The following is a 17,266-nucleotide window of genomic DNA, read 5'->3' on the forward strand; positions in this document are numbered from 1 at the left end:
CGCAAAGATGACCGAAAGTAATGAGTTGATTATTGATCGCCCCGAAGAGGGTGTGCTCCGGCTTACGCTTAACAGGCCTGAAAAGCGCAATGCCATCAGCAACGCCCTGCGCGCTGAGCTTATTGCGGCGCTGCAGTCCGCCGATGGCGATGACAGTGTGCGGGTGAGCATTATTCGGGGCGCCGGTAAGTGTTTTTCGTCGGGCTATGACCTGAAAAGTGACCTCGCCGCAGAGCAGCCTTACTTTACCGCCAATGTGGGTATGCAGTGGGCGCGCCACGTGACCGAGGGGTGGATGGGACTGTGGGATCTGGCTAAACCGGTTATCGCACAGATTCACGGCTACGCTATGGCCGGTGGACTGGAGCTGGCCGGTGCCTGTGATTTGATCTATGCCGCGGAGGATGCGCGCCTGTCACACCCGGTCTTACAGTTCGCCGGGTTGCCGGATTTCGCTTGGTTTCCCGCGTTTATGTCGCCTCGCCACGCGATGGAACTGCACATTGCCGGCCGCGAATTTTGTGGTGAAGAAGCGGTTCATGCAGGGTTGTTGAATCAAGTGTTTCCGGCACAAAATCTCGACGACGAGGTGCTGGCTGTCGCTCGTCGAATTGCCAGCGCGCCGCCGCAGGTGGTCGCGGTCAACAAGCGCTATGTGCACGCGGCGATGGAGGCGCGGGGCACCCGCTCCATGCTGCGTATTGCCGGCGACTTGCAGGCGGGCCCGCATATGCAGGTATTGATGGGTGGCAGTATGAGCGCGGAGTCGCTTTCGGCATCGATCAAAGCCTCGACAGCCGGCGGCTCCGAAACAAACTCTTCTGATAAGGACGCTACATGACACGCTACGCCATGCTCGATGTCTGCTCTGTTCGTGAGGGTGGTTCTGTCGCCGAATCTCTCGCCAATTCGGTCGCGCTGGCTCAGAACGCAGAACAGTGGGGTTACAGTCGGTTCTGGTTGGCGGAACATCACAACTTCACCGGCATCGCCAGTGCGGCTACTTCACTGGTTATCGGCCATGTGGCCGCAGCGACAAAGTCGATCCGGGTTGGCGCTGGGGGCATTATGCTGCCCAACCATGCGCCGCTGGTCATTGCCGAGCAATTCGGCACACTTGAGGCGCTGTATCCCGGGCGCATCGATCTGGGGCTGGGCCGGGCGCCCGGCACCGATCAGCTTACGGTGAATGCACTGCGCCGCAATCTGGACGGTGATGTAAATCAGTTTCCCCGTGATGTGGTGGAATTGATTCAATTTCTCGACGACCCCGAGCCGGGGCAAACGGTTGTTGCTACGCCCGGCGCAGGCAGTAAGGTGCCGGTGTGGATTCTCGGTTCCAGTCTGTTTGGCGCGCAGTTGGCGGCCGCGCTGGGATTGCCCTTTGGTTTCGCCTCGCATTTTGCGCCGGCCCAGCTGAGCGAGGCTATTCAGTTGTATCGCCAGCGTTTTTCTCCGTCGAAATGGCTTGATGTGCCATACGTTCTGGCGGGTTTTAATGTCATTGCGGCAGACAGCAACGATGAGGCTGAATTTCTTGCTAGCTCGATGCGGCGCGCCTTTGTCAATCTGACAATGGGCAAACCCGGCAAGTTGCAGCCCCCCAGTGCTGATTTGCAGCACTCCTTGAATGCGCGAGATCAAATGATGCTGTCACAGATCATGGCCTGCTCGGCGGTCGGCGATCGCGACACCGTAGCGCAAAAGCTGAGCACGTTTATCGACGATACGGGTGTCGATGAGATTATTTTTTCCGGTCAGGTATACGATCTTCAGGCACGTTTACGCTCGTTCGAATTGGCGGCAGAGGTGATGCAGTCTCTTTGAGTGCTGTTGAATAATAAGACGGTAAGTTTTTCTTCTTTGGCGCGGCGCCCTGAACATAAAGTCGGGCGTATTCGGGCAGAAAAGTGAGAGGTGATTATGAATTTCAGCGAGTTAGTAGGAAAGGTGGCGATTGTCACGGGTGGCAGTCGCGGTCTTGGCCGTGCGATGTCTCTGGGGCTGGCAAAGGAAGGTGTCAAGGTTGTCGTTGCCAGCCGCAAAATGGAAAACTGCGAAGCGGTGTGTGCGCAGATAGTGCAGGATGGTGGCGAAGCATTTGCAGTGAGTGCTCATGCGGGTCAGACGGAAAGCCTCGACAACTTGATAAACCAAACTCTTGAGCACTTTGGCGCAATTGATATTGTTATCAACAATGCCGGCATTAATCCTGCAGTTGGTGGCTTGTCCGATCTGGAATCCTCGCTGTTTCAGAAAATGTTTGAGGTGGATTTAATGGGGCCCTGGTATCTGGCTTCGCGAGCTGCGCCCCATATGGCCAAGCAAGGTGGCGGGAACGTAATCAATGTGATTTCTGTATCGGGCTTGAAGCCGCCGGCCTATCAGGGCTTTTATGCGTCATTAAAGGCTGGGTTGAACGCCATGACCAAGGTCATGGCGGCGGAATGGGCAGGGGACAATATTCGCGTTAACGCGCTGGCCCTCGGTAGCTATCACTCTGACCTGTTTGACAATAGCGCCGCAGTGATTCCCGGCTTTGAAGAAGGCGCCAAGGCCGCCAGCCTACAAAAGCGCATCGCCGAGACCGACGAAGTAGTCGGCCCCGTGCTGTATCTGCTCAGTGATATGTCGAAGTATACGACCGGCTCAACCCTTCTGTCCGACGGAGGCTACTGCGTACTCTAGGGATAGTAAGTGACAGGTGACACGGGGCCACTATTGGAATCTTGATTACTATCCAGCACCCTTGACATCGCATTCTTTATCGCAAATGATAACCATTATCATTTAATGCGAGGGGCAATCATGTCTTGGCAATTTCTTTGTAGCAAGCATCGATCACTGCTTAATGAGCGGCTGGAGGCGACCGCGCCAATCTGGGCGAGCTGGATGCGCAAGGGCGAGGTTTGCTGTTCAGCGTCCAACTTTGAGGTAGGTATTCAGTATTTTGGCTGTGCCCTAGACCTTTCGCTGCTGTTGATAGAGCGCTATACCGCGCACGGAGAGCTTGATGGGCAGCGCCATATGGAACGGCTTCTGGCTTCAGGGCTAGCCCTGGCCTCGGCACTGGCACGGTGCGGGCATCTCTCATTGCGGCGACAATTCCTGGATTCGATCAGCGAGCTTCACTATCGCGAACAATTGCGTACACCACTTTTGGCTGATCGATTACCTGCCTGGGACAGCCATAGCGCATTGGCCCTGAGCGGGTATTCAGGACAAGGCTTAGCCACGGGGGTATCTGGCGAGCCAGGGCGATCTGACAGGCTTGGGGCGAGTATCAACTGATGGCGGAGGAAACCGTACATTTGGCGATTGCCACAGATGTTCTTGAGCGGTTAATCGCCAGTGGGGCCCTGTGTGCGGCGGAGGTGTGCTGCGACAGTGCTCAGGATACGTCCCGACTGTCATCCATATGCAAGCGATGCTGCATGAGACGGATTACAGCATCAACTCGCTGCGACCTTCCTCAACATCGAGAATCTGAACCCTCACTTCACCCACGGCCAGACCGAGGGCCTCCAGTACTGGATCAAGGGCCAGCTCTGCGACACCGCCAAGGATAGGTGCCAGTGCAGTGAGCAGATTGTTGGTCAGGGTGGCTTGGTCGCCGGTCGACAGCGTGATGGGCAGGCCCAGCAACCTCGCTGAAATATTGCTGACCAACGAACTGCCTGCTGTGCTGATGCCATTGCTGACAGCGCCGGAGATTGTGGTGCTTGCTGAACCCTCTTCACTGGGGAGGGCATCGGGCTGCGAAAGATCCATACTGAACGCAATGGTGCTGTCGCTGCCATTGGCGATCGGCAAGGTGCCGGCGACGTCCAGATCGGTTTCAACGAGGCCCAGACCACCGAGGGTCAGGTCAACGGACAGATTGGCTGGGTCGCCGGGGTTAGCGCCGCGTATTTCCGCACTGACTGCCCCGGGTGAGGTGCCCACGGTAAAGTCGAATTGGCGGGATAGCAGGCGTGGACACTGACTTATCTGATCGAGCCAGGCTTCATTCTCGGCGGTTGATGTGGCAACCGTTATATTGCCGTTCACCGTTAGCAGCGTACCGAGCAGGGCGTTCAGGGCGCCACTGCTGCCGGGGCCGAAATTGAGATTCACGCTGGTGGCCAGGTCCAGTGCCGCGGTCCGTGCGCTGGTTCGAGGCAGGCCAAGGGAGTCGTAGCCAAAGCGCCCCACGGCTATGGTGGGTACGCTGTTGATCGTGAGCTCAACGGTCTGATTCAGGGTGCTGCCGAAAAGGTCCTGAATGATGGGTAGAGAGCTGGTAGGGGTCGTTATATTGACGCTAATAGTATCCCCTAAATTGATATCCATCAGCGATGCGGTGATTAGCTGCAGAGGCGTTACTTCACTGTCGTCTGATTGATCGTTTCCCACATAGTCGTCGTCGACTTGCAGAATATTGCCCAGATCGATTGTTTCGGCGGAGCTGCCGGCTGCAATGGCAGCATTCAAAATATCGTTAATGGCAGCGCTGCTGCCGCCGCTGAGGGTAATCGCGTTACTCAGTGCGCTTAGCAGTTCGCTCAAACTCAAATTGAGATTACTCAGGTCGTCCAGCCCGGCGCCTGCTGACAGCAGGCCGGCGCTGGTCAATTCAGCGGTTAGCTCGCCAAAGGTAATGGCGCCATCAATGAGCCCTTGATAGCTGGCGGCGGAAAGGTTGATCGAACTGCCCAACAGTCCACCTAAAACCGAATTCAACACAGTGGATTGATCGCTGTCGACGGAGAGCAATGCATTGCCGGCGGAGAGGGTGGCGATCAGGTCGCGCTCGGCAACACCGGTCGCGGTGAGGGTAATGTTGTTGAAGACACTGCCGGCAAACAATGACGATGCTACCGTGCGCGACAGAACGACCTGTACCGATTGAAACTCGGCACTGCTGGTGAATTCTCGTCGGTTGTTGTTGACCGCCAGCGTACCGAGGTTCACCGAGAGCGAATTTTCTGTAGCGTCGGGGTTAAAACCGTGGTCGACCAGAGTGTCGCGGATGCCGGCTGCCACCGTGTCTGCGCTTTCAAAGCCGCTGCAATAGAGTTGTGCTGCCTGAATGGCTGCCAGATCGGCCTGTTGCTGCAACATACGTTTTTCGTAGTAAAGCCTGCCGGTGTCGACAGCCAGTGCGACGAAAATCAATATGGCGCCCATCAGTACGGCGGTACTGATAACGATGGCGCCGTACTGCTGACTTATGCGAACAGGACTGGCGTCACGCATACGCTTTACTCGGAAAAGCTTTCGTTGATATAGGTCTCGGCAATGGGGTGCCCGAAACTGTTGATATAGCGCTCATAGATTTTGCTCTGGGCCTTGCCCGGCAGCTGTTGCTCGTTACGAGACGCAATTTTCCCGGAGCGCTGTAACTCCAGCAGCTGGGCTGTCGGCGTGGCCTGCTGGCCCTTGAGCAGGGCCTGGGTTGAATCTGCTTTTGCTTCCTCGGCATAACCAGGAAGGCTTGTCAGCAGTACGAATGAGGCGGCGATAACAAGCGTTTTCACAGTGTTTCTCCTGTGCGAATAAGGATGGGTTGCTCCAGGCCGGAATCCGGAATTTGAACCGGGACCCTGGCAACCGCGTCTTTTTGTGGGCTAAGCGAGACTTTTTTGAATTGCGCGGCGCGAACCATCAGATCCTGGAAGGCTTCAGGCGTCATACGGTGGTGTTCTGCAACCGCCCAGGCAGTCTTTGTGTCCTGGTCAAGAATCAGCGCCAAGACGAGGTTCTTAATGGCGATGCGGTGTTCATTGTGCAGCTGTATGGCCGTCAGAAACTCCTGCTGGGCGCGCTTGAACTGGCCGCTGGCCAGCAGGGCAAAACCGTAGTCGTTGCGTATGTTGGCATCTGTCGGTAACAGGTCGCGAGCAACTTTCAACTCCTCCAGCGCCTCGTGGAGTTTGCCATTGACCGCGTAGATCTTGCCCGCACCGAGATAGCCAAGGGCGTGAAGACAGCCATCCTTGAGTTTGTGATACTCGGCCAGGGCGGCCTCGGGCTGGCCACTTTTGCGCAGCGATTCAGCCATCAGAAAGCTGGCTCCGTCAGAGGCAAAGGGCTCTCTCTCAAGATGGGCGATGGCCGAGAAATATTGTCCTTCAGAGACCAGCTGCCGGATAAGATCAAGTCGCACACTCATCTCGCGGCTGGCTTCCTGATAGCATTGCTGGCCGCTGTCGACCGGCACCTTGCTCAGTTTCGGCTGGCTGCTGCAGGCGCTAAGCAGCGCGCTGGTGAGCAGTATTGCCAGTTGGATACGCATGGTTTAACCCCCGTTGAGTGATCCAAGTGCACGCGAAATAGCGATAAAACCGGGACCGCCAATGACAATGATCAGTGCCGGGAACATCATCAGCATCATAACCACCGACATATTCGCCGAGGTTTTGCTGACCTTTTCCTGCAGATTGGTTTTGCGACGACTCTGCAGTACTTCATAGAGTTCCTGCAGTGATTTATCGACACCGCCACCGGTACTGGATTCCTGTCGCAGAATAATCAGATACTCGCGAAAGCCCTCGGCGGTGGTGTTGTTGCACAGTTCCTGCAACGCTTCGTCCTGCGCCTGACCGGCATCGATACGTTTCACGGCTATTTTCAGTTCGGTCGCGGTGCTGGGTGTCAGGTGTCGCAGCTCGTCACAGAGAATACCGAGGGTTTTCGGCAGTGACAGACCTACGCGCCAGAGCATTCGGGTGGTTTGGATCAGCATCAACGCCTCTTCCTCCAGACATTTCTGGCGCTTTTCTGCCCGTGTCTGCAGGCCCCGCTTCATCATCAGTAGGGCGACAATCAGGGCTATAATGGCGTAAGCAAAAGATTCCACCGCGTTGTAGCGGCCCACTGCCATGGCGATGCCCAGCAGCAGGCTGAAAGCTACTGCAGCGGCTATGGCGTAAACCAGATAACGCATTTGATCTGCGGCTGAACTTACACCGCACTGCCGAAACAGTTGGGCTATTTCGTTGATGGCTTTGTAGCGATTGCGCAGTTGGCGCCAGGGCTCCAGTTTATACCCGCGCAAAGCGTTTTTTCGCTGCTCGCGTTTCGCGCGTACATCCACCACGGTAGTCTTTTTATGCGGGGCTTGTGGTGCGGTGCGTGGCTGAGCTTCAAAGCGCGCCAGAACCAGCAGGGCCGGCGCCGCTAACAACAGCACGATACAGGCGAGAAACAGCAGGTGATAAGCTTCCATCATTGCCTCGTCAAATGGCCCGGACCATACGCCACAGGGTTACGGCGCCGAGCACTTGCAGCGCCGCCGCGATCATCAGCAAATTCTTGCCCAGACTGTCATGCCACATCTGCAGGATGAAATCCGGGTTCATGGTGGTCAGTAGCGTGATCATGGCAAGTGGGAGTACGGTTAAAACCAGCGCGGTTATCCGGGTTTCACCGGTTTGCGCTTTCAATTCCCGTTTGCCCAGATCTTCCATTCGCAGTATGTGCACAATGTCATCCAGAATCGCGCGAATACTGCCGCCAAACTGCTCGTTGATATGCAAAGCCGTTGAAATGATCAGCAATTCTTTCAGACCGCTGGTGCGTGCTTCGCGTTCAAAGGCCTGATGAAGTTCCAGGCCAAGGCCTACCCGTTGCATTACTCGCCGCATGGCCAGTTCAAGAGGGCCATCGATATTTTCCATGGAGTCGGTGAAGGCGTGTTCTACCGACACACCGGCGGACAGGCGGCGTGAAACCTGATTGAGAAACGAGGGCAGCGTTTGCAGTAAGCGTTGTTTTTGTCTTGCGCCCAGCGCCTGAAGAGCCAAGTGGGTAATCAGCAGTAAACCGCCGGCGGCCAGCAGTGCTACCGAAAACTCCAGGGCAAGCCAAAGCATCACAGCCAATACCAGCTCCGCCACCAACAAGGTCATAACGACAGAAGGTTTAAGGTTCAAGCCTAGACGGTTCAGGTAGCGAATCAGAATTTCCGGCGTCCAGGAGGCCTTTCTGGCAGCCAGAGGGTCGAAGTCCTCTTCTTTTTTAACGGAAGTCGGACGTGACTCATTCTTGCCTGCCAGCAATAGCACGGCGCCAGCGCCGGCGATTAATATGCTGACCAGAACCCAAATCACGCCAGCCCTTCCTGCACACGGGCTTGAGCCGTGCCATTTTGATCAACCCGTTCAAGTGCTCTGGTATGCTCATTAAACTGGAATATGGGGTTTAACTCAGCCAGTTTTCCACTGACCTTAACGATTTCTTTCACGACGCGTTGGCCGTCGTCTAATCTGCCCACGTGGACAATATAATCCAGCGCACTGCCAATCATTTTCTGGCACAGGCTATCCGAGCCCTTGAAGTCAGACAGGCCAATCATCATTTCCAGGCGCGTGATAGCATCCTCCGCCGAGTTGGCGTGGACGGTGCTCATCGAGCCGCTGTGACCGGTATTCATTGCCTGCAACATATCAAGAACTTCGCCGCCGCGACTTTCACCAACGATGATTCGGTCAGGTCGCATTCGCAAAGCGTTGCGCAAAAGTTCGCGAGCAGAGACTCTGCCGATGCCTTCATTGTTGGGCGGTCGGGTTTCGAGCCTGACAACGTGACTGTGCTGCAGTTGCAGTTCGGCCGCATCTTCGATGGTGACAACCCGCTGACCATCAAAAATATACTGACTAAGTGCGTTGAGCATGGTGGTTTTACCGGCGCCGGTGGCGCCGCTCACCAGTATGTTGGCTCTTGCGTGGACGGCCTGTTTCAGAAACTCCATGGCCTCTGTGTTTATTGAACCACTATTGATCAGGTCCTCTTCGGTCAGGGCCTTCTGGCGAAATTTTCGAATCGACAGACAGGGGCCTTCCAGTGACAGCGGCGGCACAATGGCGTTGATCCGGCTGCCGTCGGGCAGGCGGCCGTCGACCAGTGGGCTGGATTCATCGATGCGCCGCCCCAGCGGAGAAATCATGCGACGGATAACCCGCAGTACATGGCGATCATCGAGAAAGCGCAGTCGGGTTTTCTCCAGCACGCCATTGCGCTCGATAAAGATCGACGTGGGGCCGTTGATCAGAATGTCGTTGACGTCCGGATCTTCCAGCAGGCTTTGTAGCGGGCCGTAGCCTGCGATCTCATCAAACAGCTCCTTTTCCAGCGCGGCCTGCTCTTCCTCGGGAATGGGCGTTTCGTATATGCGACAGTACTGACTGATATAGCCGGAAATAGAGCGTGCAAGACGGTTGGTGTCGCCATCGTAAAAGGCTTCTTCGTCTTCAATACGCTCTATAACAAAGCGGTGCAGTGCGGCCTTTAAGCGCTCATACTCGTCGCTGATATTGATCAGGTCATCGTTACTGAGTTCGGACACAGTCATCTCCTGTCATCCACGGTTCCGTTGTGGCCTTCAATCCGAGAAGCCAACGCCTGGAGAGCTCCAGGTTTTACCGCTGTATTCCGGTTGCGGGTCACCAAACAGGATGTCGCCAAAGCTCGGTTGATGGCGGCGGTAGATCTCGCCGGGCAATTCAGGCAGCCGGGCCTGAGCGGCCAGCGGCCGCACCAGATGCGGCGTAACAATCATGATCAACTCCTTGTCTTCGCGTTCAAAACGGGTCGAGCGGAAGAAGGCGCCGAGAATGGGAATGTCGCCAAGACCGGGGAATTTGTCGGCACTGTTCGCGGTGCGGGTACTGATCAGTCCACTGATAATAAAACTTTCGCCTGAGGCCAGTTGCACTGCGGTGTCAGTGCGGCGCACGCGCAGCGACGGCACCGCAACGCCACCGGTTTGAATGCCGCTGACGAAATCCAGTTCACTGACTTCCGGTGCAACTTTCAACATGATGTTCTTGTCGTCGAGTACGGTAGGGGTGAGCTTGAGGCGCACACCAAACTCGCGATATTCAATTTCTACATCACCATTGTCATTGCTGGCCGGGTAGGGGAATTCACCACCCGCCAGAAAGCTTGCGGTGTGGCCGGACAAGGCCACCAGCGAGGGCTCGGCCAGGGTGTAGGCATAACCGTTGTTTTGCAGGGCGCTGATGACGCCGAGCAGTCCGCGCTGCGCTTTGCCGATGAGTAGCGAGTATCCATCGGCGTTTGGCAGAAATCCTGTGCTGGTCAGCAGGTTGAAGCCGCCGCTGCCGCCTTCAACACCGCCGAAGCTGCCGGGAGAGCCGATGGCGGCGGTTGTATTCAAGGTGTTTTTGGCCAGCAGGGAGCCGACTGTCTTCAGTTCGTTACGGCTGATTTCGACAATGCGAATATCGGTCTGCACCTGTATCGGCCCGGTCGAGTGCGTACTGTCGACGGCACTTTTACCAGCTGCGGCCACTGCCTTGTCATGCTCCGCCAGCGAGGCGACCGCACCGCTTACCATAATGCCGCCCTGGATGGCCTGTACGCTAGTCGATGGAGCCAGCTTTCCAATCTCCGGCGTCACATCGACCTTGTAGCGCAGTGGGTTGCGATAACCTTTCTTCCAGACCATAAGCGAAGTTTTACCATCGCCTTTGGCGGTCAACAGAATTTCGCGACTGTTGATGACTTTGACACTGAGCACGTCGGGATTACCCACGGCGGTGCGCACAATGGCCTCCGGTGCGCGCATCTGATACTGCTCGCCGCTGATCATTTTCAAATCGGTATTGTCGAGGGCAAAGACTGACGCGGAAAACAGCAGGCCCAGTCCAAGCAAAATCATTTTCACTTTTTTCATGGGGAAGTCCTCACTGTTTCAACGCTGTCGCCATGGTAGACATAGACCTTCGGCCGGGGTTTGTAGACCTGCTTCGGCTTGCCGATAACATCACCCATATCCGCTTTAATCTCGGCTCGTTCCGTTGGCGTTGCTTCAAGTTTTATCTGTTCAAGTTCGCGCTCACCGACGGCAGCCAGTCGCAGTGAGCCAGCAGTTTCTGCCAGTAACAGCTTGCTGATATCGGCTTCCGGGACTTCCAGCACGGCAGTGCGGCTGCGTTTGCCGGATGCCTCTTCGCCTTTAGGGGTAGAGCCCTGCAGGACATTGCCGAAGGCCAGCACCTTGATGTCTGTGAGTATGCGCCGGGAAATACTGGCGTTGCCGGACTCGCGATTGGCTCGGGTAGCAAACAGCACGTCGACTTTGTCGCCGGGCATCAGATAGCCACCGGTACCGATGGTTTCGTCAACGGCAACCGCCAGAGCGCGAAAGCCCGGGTTTACCTGTTCGGCCAGGACGCTGGAGACTTCGAAGTGCTGTTGGCGCAAAACTTCACCCTGGGGCAGGGCGACGTAGATTTCCTTGCCGACCACCGCGGAGGTCTCGCTGAACGTACCGCCTGCACTGAGCGGGTAGGGGATGCTCTGCACATCATCGGCGGTCAAAACTGTGTTAGGCGCAATGGCGCGCTTGGTGACCACGACCTTATAGGCAGATTCCGGCGCCAGTGCTACCGAGTTTACTTTCGGCTGAGAGCTCAGGCGAAGCCCGATAATGGCGAGAATCACCGAGAAACCGATCAGGCCGAAGGCGAGTATCTTGAGTGTTTTTGGCTGCATGGTCGCTTCCTTGTGCAATCTTGCCTGCTTAGACCCGCAGGCTTGCCCGTCCGATTAAATGCTGTGGTACACGCGGTATCGTGCCAATGGCCGGCAGGGTTACTGCGGGAATCAGCGGATTGGTGGCGTAATTGTCGTAGCGTACTTCGACGGTACAGGTGTCGCTCGCGCAATTGACCACGACTTCTTCACCCGCGCTGCCGAGAACAATGTTTTTCACCGAAGGGGGTAACCAGTCGAGGGATGTGACTACCTGTGCGCGAACTGCCGGAGTGATTCGGTTGTCGATACATTGCTGGGTTGTCAGGCCATCGCAATCCACTGCAACTGCAGCGCGCAGCGCGTCTTCCGAGGCGTAGGTAAAACTTTGTATCAAGAGAAAGACAGTGGAGTAACTCACCACGGCGTACATTAAGGCCAAAAAGACCGGCAGCACGAGTGAAAACTCAATCGCTGAGGCGCCCCATTGCTTTTTGCTGTTACCTTTTCTATTGCGCGTGGACATCGTTGTCCTCACAGTAGGGTAGTGAGCCAGCCGAGTGACAGGGCGGTTCCCAGAGGGATGCCTCGTTCACGCAACTGGTACATGGATTGGTCGCGACGATCGACTGTAGTATTGCTGCCGCACATGGCCGGTCTCATTCGACTTCTGAACAGATCAGCCGCCAGACATAGGGTGAGCAAGATCACCAGACCAAAGCTGAATGCCTGGAAATAGGTGTCTGTTGTCCAGAGCGGCGCAAGCGCAAACAGCAGTTTGACATCGCCGGCACCCAATGCCGCTTTCATTAGTCCTGGCACGGAAATCACCAGTGCGATAATCACGTTAAACATCAACTCTGATGCGCTTGGAGCGGTCAGGCTCCAGCGCAGGGCCGCGCAGCCGAAAAGCACCAGTACTGCCCAGTTGGCTATTCGGCGTTGTGTCCAGTCCTGCCAGGCAATGACTGCCATGCAGACTGCGACAACGAGCAGGGCTACGTCCGTGACAGCACTGACATCCATGCCGGCCTACTCCGCTAGCGGTGTCTGCCCGTTAGGCGCAGGTACCGCCCAGCGCGTTACAGATCGAAGTAAAGTAGGTCGATACGCTGCCACCGATGCCGGTGACTGCGACAATAATCAGTGCACCGATCAGGCCGGCAATCAGCCCGTACTCAATAGCACTGGCACCTTCTTCATTACTTGCGAATCGAATGATTTTGGACTTAAGGTTGGAGTACATCTTTAAATTCTCCTAAGAGTTCAGTCGACGAAGTCGGACAGGGTTGTGACTTCTTGGGTATGATTGTCACGCCCAAGGATGAATTGAGAAATAAGTACTTACCGAGGGGGTCGTTAGAATGTTGGCCGACGGGTTAACATTTTGATAAAGCAGAGAAACATGCGGGATAAAACCGGATTGATCGAGGTGCGGGTGGCGGCGATGGATTTGCTTGCCAGACGGGAGCACAGCCAGCGCGAATTGCGCACCAAACTGGAGCGTCGTTTTCCCCCGTCGCAGGTAGAAGAAACCCTGCAAGCCCTTGCTGCAGATGGTCTGCAGAGCGACAGCCGCTTTGCCGAGGCCTTTGTTCGTCAGCGCAGCCAGCGCGGCTATGGCCCGCTACGCATTCGTCAGGAGCTGCGCCAGCGCGGTATCGGCGATGAGCTGGCAGCGGCCGCAATGGAGGGCGCCGAGGTGGATTGGTTTGCCACATTGGCATACGTACTTGAGCGCAAATACGGTGATGCACCTGCTGCCGACCTCAAGGAAAAGGCCCGTCGCACCCGCTTTCTTCTTTATCGGGGCTTCACCGGCGATCAGATTCGCGAATTGCTCGACTAGGTGGGGCGATTAACCAGTTGGTAAGACACAGTTTTTCCAATCCCGGTAGAATTCACCGCCACAATAACGACTGAACTCGATTTAGGAGGCCATGTGTCTGCCAGTGATACGTTTCAGCAAGCCTGTGCGGCTGCTCCCCAGGGCATGGAAATTTCTGCCATTGCCAGATTGGCGCCCACGCGTCGAGCCATTTGTTCTGAGCATGGAAACCGCGATTTTCAGACCCTGAACCAACGGGCCAACCAGATTGCCCGCTGTCTGCGCGAGGCGGGGCTGAAGGCGGGTGATCCGATCGCGCTGGTTTGCGGCAACCGCCCGGAGTTTGTCGAGGTGGTCATGGCAAGTCATCGCCTGGGGCTGCGTTTGACCCCCGTGAACTGGCATCTCAAGCCCGAAGAAATAGCTTATATCGTCGATGATTGCGAAGCGCGGGCCCTGTTTGCCGATATCCGAATCAGTGAGGCGGCCACGGCGGCCGCCAAGCTGAGCAGCCGTCTGGTGATGCAGCTGTCTATTGGCGGGGTGATCAGTGGGTTTGATGCCCTGGAGAGTGCTATAGCTGATTTCTCGGGCGAGGATATCGATGAACCCGCGCGCGGCAGTGTCATGCAGTACACCTCCGGCACCACTGGTCGACCAAAAGGGGTGTTGCGCAAGCAGGCCGATCCGGCCAAAGCGGCGGAAATGCAGCAATTGATCACTGCCGTGTTCCAGTATCAGCCGGAGAGCGGCACGGATTGCAGTCTGGCGACCGGGCCGCTGTACCACGCGGGCCCTTTTAATCTGTGCATGCTGACGCCCTTGTCGGCAGGCATTGGCATTGTGCTGATGGATAAGTGGGAGCCGGAGCAGACGCTCAAGTTGATTGCCGAGCACCGCGTTACCCACAGTTTTTTTGTGCCCACTATGTTCAATCGTTTGCTGCAGCTGCCGGAGTCTGTGCGCAAGGCCTATGATATTTCGTCTTTACGTTTTGTGATTCACGGCGCCGCACCGTGCCCTCCCAGTGTCAAACAGCAGATGCTGGACTGGTTTGGCCCGATTATCTGGGAACTGTTTGCGGGCACCGAAGGCCCCGGTACCTTTGTAAGCCCCCAGGAGTGGCTGGCCAAACCGGGTACTGTTGGAAAGCCGGGCCCGGATCAGGTGCGCATACTCGACGAATCCGGCAAGCCAGTCGAGGCCGGAGAGGAAGGGCAGATCTGGATGATCAATCCGCCTGACAGTAAGTTTGAATATTTCAAAGCGCCGGAGAAAACCGCCTCAGCCCAGCGTGACGGCTACTACACGGCCGGTGATATCGGTTATCTGGATACGGATGGCTACCTGTTTCTCACCGGGCGCAGTGCTGAAACCATTATCAGTGGTGGGGTGAATATCTATCCTCAGGAAATCGATGATGTACTGGCCAAACACCCGGCGGTGGCCGATGTCGCCTGTGTCGGCGTACCGAATGAGGAGTGGGGTGAAGAGGTCAAGGCGCTGGTCCAATTGGTGCCGGGTGCGACCGGTGATGCGGCGCTGGCGAAAGAATTACAGACCTTCTGTTCAGAGCATCTGTCGAGTCAGAAAGTACCTCGCAGCGTAGAGTATCTGGACGAAATTCCCCGCAGTGAAGCCGGCAAGGTCTATCGCAAGGCATTGCGTGATCGCTACTGGGGCGAGCGCAAGATCTAAAGTATGTTCGTCTGACCGCGGCGCTAACTGCTTCGCACTGGTGTTGTTTCAGTGGCAAGGTTTTATTCGGAGGGGGGAGTGACCTTCAGTGTGGCAGGCAGCCTCAGCTTTACTGCCAGCCCGGGCTTGCAGTTGTGAGCGCTGACTCTGCCACCGTGGCTCTCGACAATGCGGCGGCAGATGGCAAGGCCTAGTCCGAAGCCGCCGCTGTTGCGAGAGCGAGAGTCGTCCAGCCGAAAAAAAGGCTGAAACAGTTTGTCGAGGGCCTCCTCGGGTACACCGGGCCCCCGGTCGCGAATTTCCAGTTGTAGGTCGCCATTACTCAGTTCGCCCGAGACTATTTCGATGGTCTCGCCTTTGGGACTGTGACGAATGGCGTTACGCAAGACATTTTCGATGGCGCTGTGAAGGGCGCCAGCGGCAACCTGCAGCCAGATTTCCCGGGGCGCATTGTCAACTAGCCGCAGCTTTAACTGACGACTCTCGGCCTCCAGTTGATTCTGTTCGACCAGTCGCTGCAGAAAAGGCTGCAATGCAATGGTGTCGTTAAGCGCTTCCGACTGTGCGGGTTCGTCAAGTAATTGAGCAATGAGAGCATTTAGCGCATCGCATTCGCGACGAATATGACTGAGCTCTTCGGCACTGCCCTCACGGCGCTCAGCGAGGGCCAGCGCCGCTTGTATACGCGCCAGCGGTGTGCGCAACTCGTGGGATATGTCGTGAATCAAGCTGCGCTGCCGCTGCCGCGCCTCGTCCAGTCGCGCGGCCATTTCGTTAAAATCCCGGCGCAGCGCGCTCAGATCATCCTTACCTTCGGTATCGCTTAAGCGCAGGCTGAGGTCACCGCCCGCCAGCACCTGCGTTGCTTCGCGCAGCTGTCGTATGGGCAGTGTATAGCGACGAACCATCCAGTAGCTGACGGCACCAGTCGCCAGCAGTGCGAGCAACAGGCGCAGCCACAAATGTTCATAGAGCCACTCCACAACCAGTGGGTGAGGGTGTTTGACTTTGGCTACCAGGTAACCGTCCAAACCATTTTTGCTTACCAGGGGCCGAATAATCAGCACGCCGTCGTTCAGCGGGATGGGCTTGCGAAAATTGCGCAGCGGCCGCGAATTGATCTTGGTTTCGAGCTCGGGGCTCCAGCTGAGTCCGTGTGACAGGTCCGCGCCATCCAGACGCCGCAGCATCCAATCAAAGGGTTGGTCTTTCCGGTCGAGCCATCGCAGCCATTCGACAGGATCATCCCAGCGATAGCGGCGGGCGGCGCGATGCAAAAATTGGCGCGCAGCCTCGTGTTGTTCCCGTACCTGATTGACTCGCGGGCCTTCGCGCTGCAGCAGGTGGCTGAGTTGCTGGCCGGCCACCAGGGTTATCAGGGTGGTAAGCCAGAAGGCTATAAAAATGCGTAGAAAAAGGCGGTTCATTCATTGTCGCCTTGGGTATTCAGACAGTAGCCAATACCGCGGATGGTAGTGATGTATTCCTCCTGACTGTAGTCGACCAGTTTTTTTCGCAGATGGCTTACATGCATGTCGAGGCTGCGATCAAAGGGCTCAAGCGGTCGCTGCAGGACACGCTCACTGAGTGCCTCCTTGCTGAGCACTTCGTTGGGCTTTTCCAACAACGCACATAACAAATCAAATTCGCGAGCAGTGAGTTTAATGTCATCGTTCCTACAGCTCAGGCGTCGTCGTTTTGTATCCAGCGAAAACGGGCCGAACCTCTGTGGCGTCTGCTCTTCGCCGGGCCGGGCACTTCCGCGCCGCAGCACGGCGCGTATTCGCGCTGACAGTTCACGTGGGTTACAGGGTTTTGGCAGGTAGTCGTCGGCGCCCAGTTCCAAACCGAGAATACGATCCATATCGTCGCCGCGAGCGGTAAGCATGATGATCGGCAGATTGGTTCCAGCCTGACGCAGCTGCTTGAGCACATCCAGGCCCTGCAGCCCCGGCAGCATAATATCGAGGATCAGAAGATCATAGTGCTTGTTCTGCAGCTGCGCGGCTACGGCGTCGCCCCGGTGAACACAGTCACAGGTGTAGCCATCCAGCTCGAGGTATTCGCTCAGCAATTGGCACAGGGCTTCATCGTCATCTGCCAGCAGCAGCGTGGGCATGGTGGATATCCGGTGTTGAGACGTTTGTATTGTGTTGCGGCTGGCGGCGTTGGGGAACCGCTTTTACAGAAAATTTACAGTAGCCCGACAGTATTTTACAGCGCATGGCGCTAATCTGAGGCTGTTCTTAACGTGTGGAG

At 56.4% G+C, this 17,266-nt stretch carries 19 protein-coding genes; 6 read left to right on the forward strand and 13 right to left on the reverse strand.

The genetic code is table 11. The features are described from left to right. Positions 1 to 7: 7 nt before the first annotated feature. From ABY734_RS11995 to ABY734_RS12010, 4 genes are all read left to right on the forward strand, one after another. Positions 8 to 841, forward strand: a complete 834-nt coding sequence (locus ABY734_RS11995; RefSeq protein WP_372779413.1) for an enoyl-CoA hydratase/isomerase family protein — start codon at positions 8 to 10, stop codon at positions 839 to 841. Next, positions 838 to 1,827, forward strand: coding sequence for an LLM class flavin-dependent oxidoreductase (locus ABY734_RS12000; protein WP_372779415.1), 990 nt, complete (start codon positions 838 to 840; stop codon positions 1,825 to 1,827). The genes ABY734_RS11995 and ABY734_RS12000 overlap by 4 nt, the downstream gene beginning before the upstream one ends. A 96-nt stretch (positions 1,828 to 1,923) precedes the next feature. Then, positions 1,924 to 2,688 (forward strand): SDR family NAD(P)-dependent oxidoreductase, encoded by a 765-nt coding sequence (locus tag ABY734_RS12005; RefSeq protein ID WP_372779417.1) that lies wholly within the window; start codon positions 1,924 to 1,926, stop codon positions 2,686 to 2,688. 120 nt (positions 2,689 to 2,808) lie between these two features. Then, positions 2,809 to 3,291 carry a hypothetical protein gene (locus tag ABY734_RS12010; RefSeq protein ID WP_372779418.1) on the forward strand — a complete coding sequence of 161 codons (483 nt, stop codon included), beginning with the start codon at positions 2,809 to 2,811 and terminating at the stop codon, positions 3,289 to 3,291. Positions 3,292 to 3,444: 153 nt separating this feature from the next. Here the strand turns inward: ABY734_RS12010 and ABY734_RS12015 are convergent, their stop codons facing one another. From ABY734_RS12015 to ABY734_RS12065, 11 genes are read right to left on the reverse strand one after another with little or no spacing between them, the layout of a single operon-like run. Then, entirely contained in the window at positions 3,445 to 5,238 is a 1,794-nt protein-coding gene (locus ABY734_RS12015) for a pilus assembly protein TadG-related protein (protein WP_372779419.1), read from the reverse strand. Between the two features lie 5 nt (positions 5,239 to 5,243). Next, positions 5,244 to 5,519, reverse strand: coding sequence for a DUF3613 domain-containing protein (locus ABY734_RS12020; RefSeq protein ID WP_372779420.1), 276 nt, complete (start codon positions 5,517 to 5,519; stop codon positions 5,244 to 5,246). Further along, complete coding sequence (locus ABY734_RS12025; RefSeq protein WP_372779421.1) at positions 5,516 to 6,277, reverse strand: tetratricopeptide repeat protein; 762 nt, start codon at positions 6,275 to 6,277, stop codon at positions 5,516 to 5,518. Before ABY734_RS12025 ends, ABY734_RS12020 begins: the two co-directional genes overlap by 4 nt. A 3-nt stretch (positions 6,278 to 6,280) precedes the next feature. Continuing rightward, positions 6,281 to 7,213, reverse strand: a complete 933-nt coding sequence (locus tag ABY734_RS12030; RefSeq protein ID WP_372779422.1) for a type II secretion system F family protein — start codon at positions 7,211 to 7,213, stop codon at positions 6,281 to 6,283. A 7-nt stretch (positions 7,214 to 7,220) separates the two neighbouring features. After that, the gene (locus tag ABY734_RS12035; protein WP_372779423.1) at positions 7,221 to 8,093 is read right to left on the reverse strand and encodes a type II secretion system F family protein; all 873 of its coding nucleotides are present in this window, start codon (positions 8,091 to 8,093) and stop codon (positions 7,221 to 7,223) included. Then, positions 8,090 to 9,328 carry a CpaF family protein gene (locus tag ABY734_RS12040; RefSeq protein WP_372779424.1) on the reverse strand — a complete coding sequence of 413 codons (1,239 nt, stop codon included), beginning with the start codon at positions 9,326 to 9,328 and terminating at the stop codon, positions 8,090 to 8,092. The genes ABY734_RS12035 and ABY734_RS12040 overlap by 4 nt, the downstream gene beginning before the upstream one ends. Before the next feature lie 36 nt (positions 9,329 to 9,364). Continuing rightward, positions 9,365 to 10,681: a type II and III secretion system protein family protein gene (locus ABY734_RS12045; RefSeq protein ID WP_372779425.1), complete on the reverse strand. Its 1,317-nt coding sequence runs from the start codon at positions 10,679 to 10,681 to the stop codon at positions 9,365 to 9,367. Continuing rightward, positions 10,678 to 11,502 carry a Flp pilus assembly protein CpaB gene (gene cpaB, locus ABY734_RS12050; protein ID WP_372779426.1) on the reverse strand — a complete coding sequence of 275 codons (825 nt, stop codon included), beginning with the start codon at positions 11,500 to 11,502 and terminating at the stop codon, positions 10,678 to 10,680. Before cpaB ends, ABY734_RS12045 begins: the two co-directional genes overlap by 4 nt. A gap of 28 nt (positions 11,503 to 11,530) precedes the next feature. Then, the gene (locus ABY734_RS12055) at positions 11,531 to 12,007 is read right to left on the reverse strand and encodes a TadE/TadG family type IV pilus assembly protein (RefSeq protein WP_372779428.1); all 477 of its coding nucleotides are present in this window, start codon (positions 12,005 to 12,007) and stop codon (positions 11,531 to 11,533) included. 8 nt (positions 12,008 to 12,015) lie between these two features. After that, a complete protein-coding gene (locus ABY734_RS12060; RefSeq protein ID WP_372779430.1) occupies positions 12,016 to 12,507 on the reverse strand; it encodes a prepilin peptidase in 492 nt (163 codons plus the stop codon). 31 nt (positions 12,508 to 12,538) lie between these two features. Continuing rightward, positions 12,539 to 12,727 carry a Flp family type IVb pilin gene (locus ABY734_RS12065; protein ID WP_372779432.1) on the reverse strand — a complete coding sequence of 63 codons (189 nt, stop codon included), beginning with the start codon at positions 12,725 to 12,727 and terminating at the stop codon, positions 12,539 to 12,541. Between the two features lie 159 nt (positions 12,728 to 12,886). Between ABY734_RS12065 and ABY734_RS12070 the strand changes: the two genes are divergently transcribed. Beyond that, entirely contained in the window at positions 12,887 to 13,330 is a 444-nt protein-coding gene (locus tag ABY734_RS12070) for a regulatory protein RecX (RefSeq protein ID WP_372779434.1), read from the forward strand. A gap of 93 nt (positions 13,331 to 13,423) precedes the next feature. Continuing rightward, positions 13,424 to 15,007: an AMP-binding protein gene (locus ABY734_RS12075; RefSeq protein ID WP_372779436.1), complete on the forward strand. Its 1,584-nt coding sequence runs from the start codon at positions 13,424 to 13,426 to the stop codon at positions 15,005 to 15,007. Positions 15,008 to 15,069: 62 nt separating this feature from the next. On the opposite strand, the gene ABY734_RS12080 is transcribed toward ABY734_RS12075, so the two are convergent. Further along, positions 15,070 to 16,434 carry an ATP-binding protein gene (locus ABY734_RS12080; RefSeq protein ID WP_372779438.1) on the reverse strand — a complete coding sequence of 455 codons (1,365 nt, stop codon included), beginning with the start codon at positions 16,432 to 16,434 and terminating at the stop codon, positions 15,070 to 15,072. Further along, entirely contained in the window at positions 16,431 to 17,126 is a 696-nt protein-coding gene (locus tag ABY734_RS12085; RefSeq protein WP_372779439.1) for a response regulator transcription factor, read from the reverse strand. Before ABY734_RS12085 ends, ABY734_RS12080 begins: the two co-directional genes overlap by 4 nt. Positions 17,127 to 17,266 lie beyond the last annotated feature (140 nt).

It is taken from the genome of Litorivivens sp. (genome assembly GCF_041624475.1).
Lineage (GTDB): Bacteria > Pseudomonadota > Gammaproteobacteria > Pseudomonadales > Spongiibacteraceae > Litorivivens.

Coding starts and splice junctions, on each gene's coding strand:
- ABY734_RS11995 (WP_372779413.1), top strand. CDS start 8: ATGACCGAAAGTAATGAGTTGATTATTGATCGCCCCGAAGAGGGTGTG.
- ABY734_RS12000 (WP_372779415.1), top strand. CDS start 838: ATGACACGCTACGCCATGCTCGATGTCTGCTCTGTTCGTGAGGGTGGT.
- ABY734_RS12005 (WP_372779417.1), top strand. CDS start 1,924: ATGAATTTCAGCGAGTTAGTAGGAAAGGTGGCGATTGTCACGGGTGGC.
- ABY734_RS12010 (WP_372779418.1), top strand. CDS start 2,809: ATGTCTTGGCAATTTCTTTGTAGCAAGCATCGATCACTGCTTAATGAG.
- ABY734_RS12015 (WP_372779419.1), bottom strand. CDS start 5,238: ATGCGTGACGCCAGTCCTGTTCGCATAAGTCAGCAGTACGGCGCCATC.
- ABY734_RS12025 (WP_372779421.1), bottom strand. CDS start 6,277: ATGCGTATCCAACTGGCAATACTGCTCACCAGCGCGCTGCTTAGCGCC.
- ABY734_RS12030 (WP_372779422.1), bottom strand. CDS start 7,213: ATGATGGAAGCTTATCACCTGCTGTTTCTCGCCTGTATCGTGCTGTTG.
- ABY734_RS12045 (WP_372779425.1), bottom strand. CDS start 10,681: ATGAAAAAAGTGAAAATGATTTTGCTTGGACTGGGCCTGCTGTTTTCC.
- cpaB (WP_372779426.1), bottom strand. CDS start 11,502: ATGCAGCCAAAAACACTCAAGATACTCGCCTTCGGCCTGATCGGTTTC.
- ABY734_RS12055 (WP_372779428.1), bottom strand. CDS start 12,007: ATGTCCACGCGCAATAGAAAAGGTAACAGCAAAAAGCAATGGGGCGCC.
- ABY734_RS12060 (WP_372779430.1), bottom strand. CDS start 12,507: ATGGATGTCAGTGCTGTCACGGACGTAGCCCTGCTCGTTGTCGCAGTC.
- ABY734_RS12065 (WP_372779432.1), bottom strand. CDS start 12,727: ATGTACTCCAACCTTAAGTCCAAAATCATTCGATTCGCAAGTAATGAA.
- ABY734_RS12070 (WP_372779434.1), top strand. CDS start 12,887: ATGCGGGATAAAACCGGATTGATCGAGGTGCGGGTGGCGGCGATGGAT.
- ABY734_RS12080 (WP_372779438.1), bottom strand. CDS start 16,434: ATGAACCGCCTTTTTCTACGCATTTTTATAGCCTTCTGGCTTACCACC.
- ABY734_RS12085 (WP_372779439.1), bottom strand. CDS start 17,126: ATGCCCACGCTGCTGCTGGCAGATGACGATGAAGCCCTGTGCCAATTG.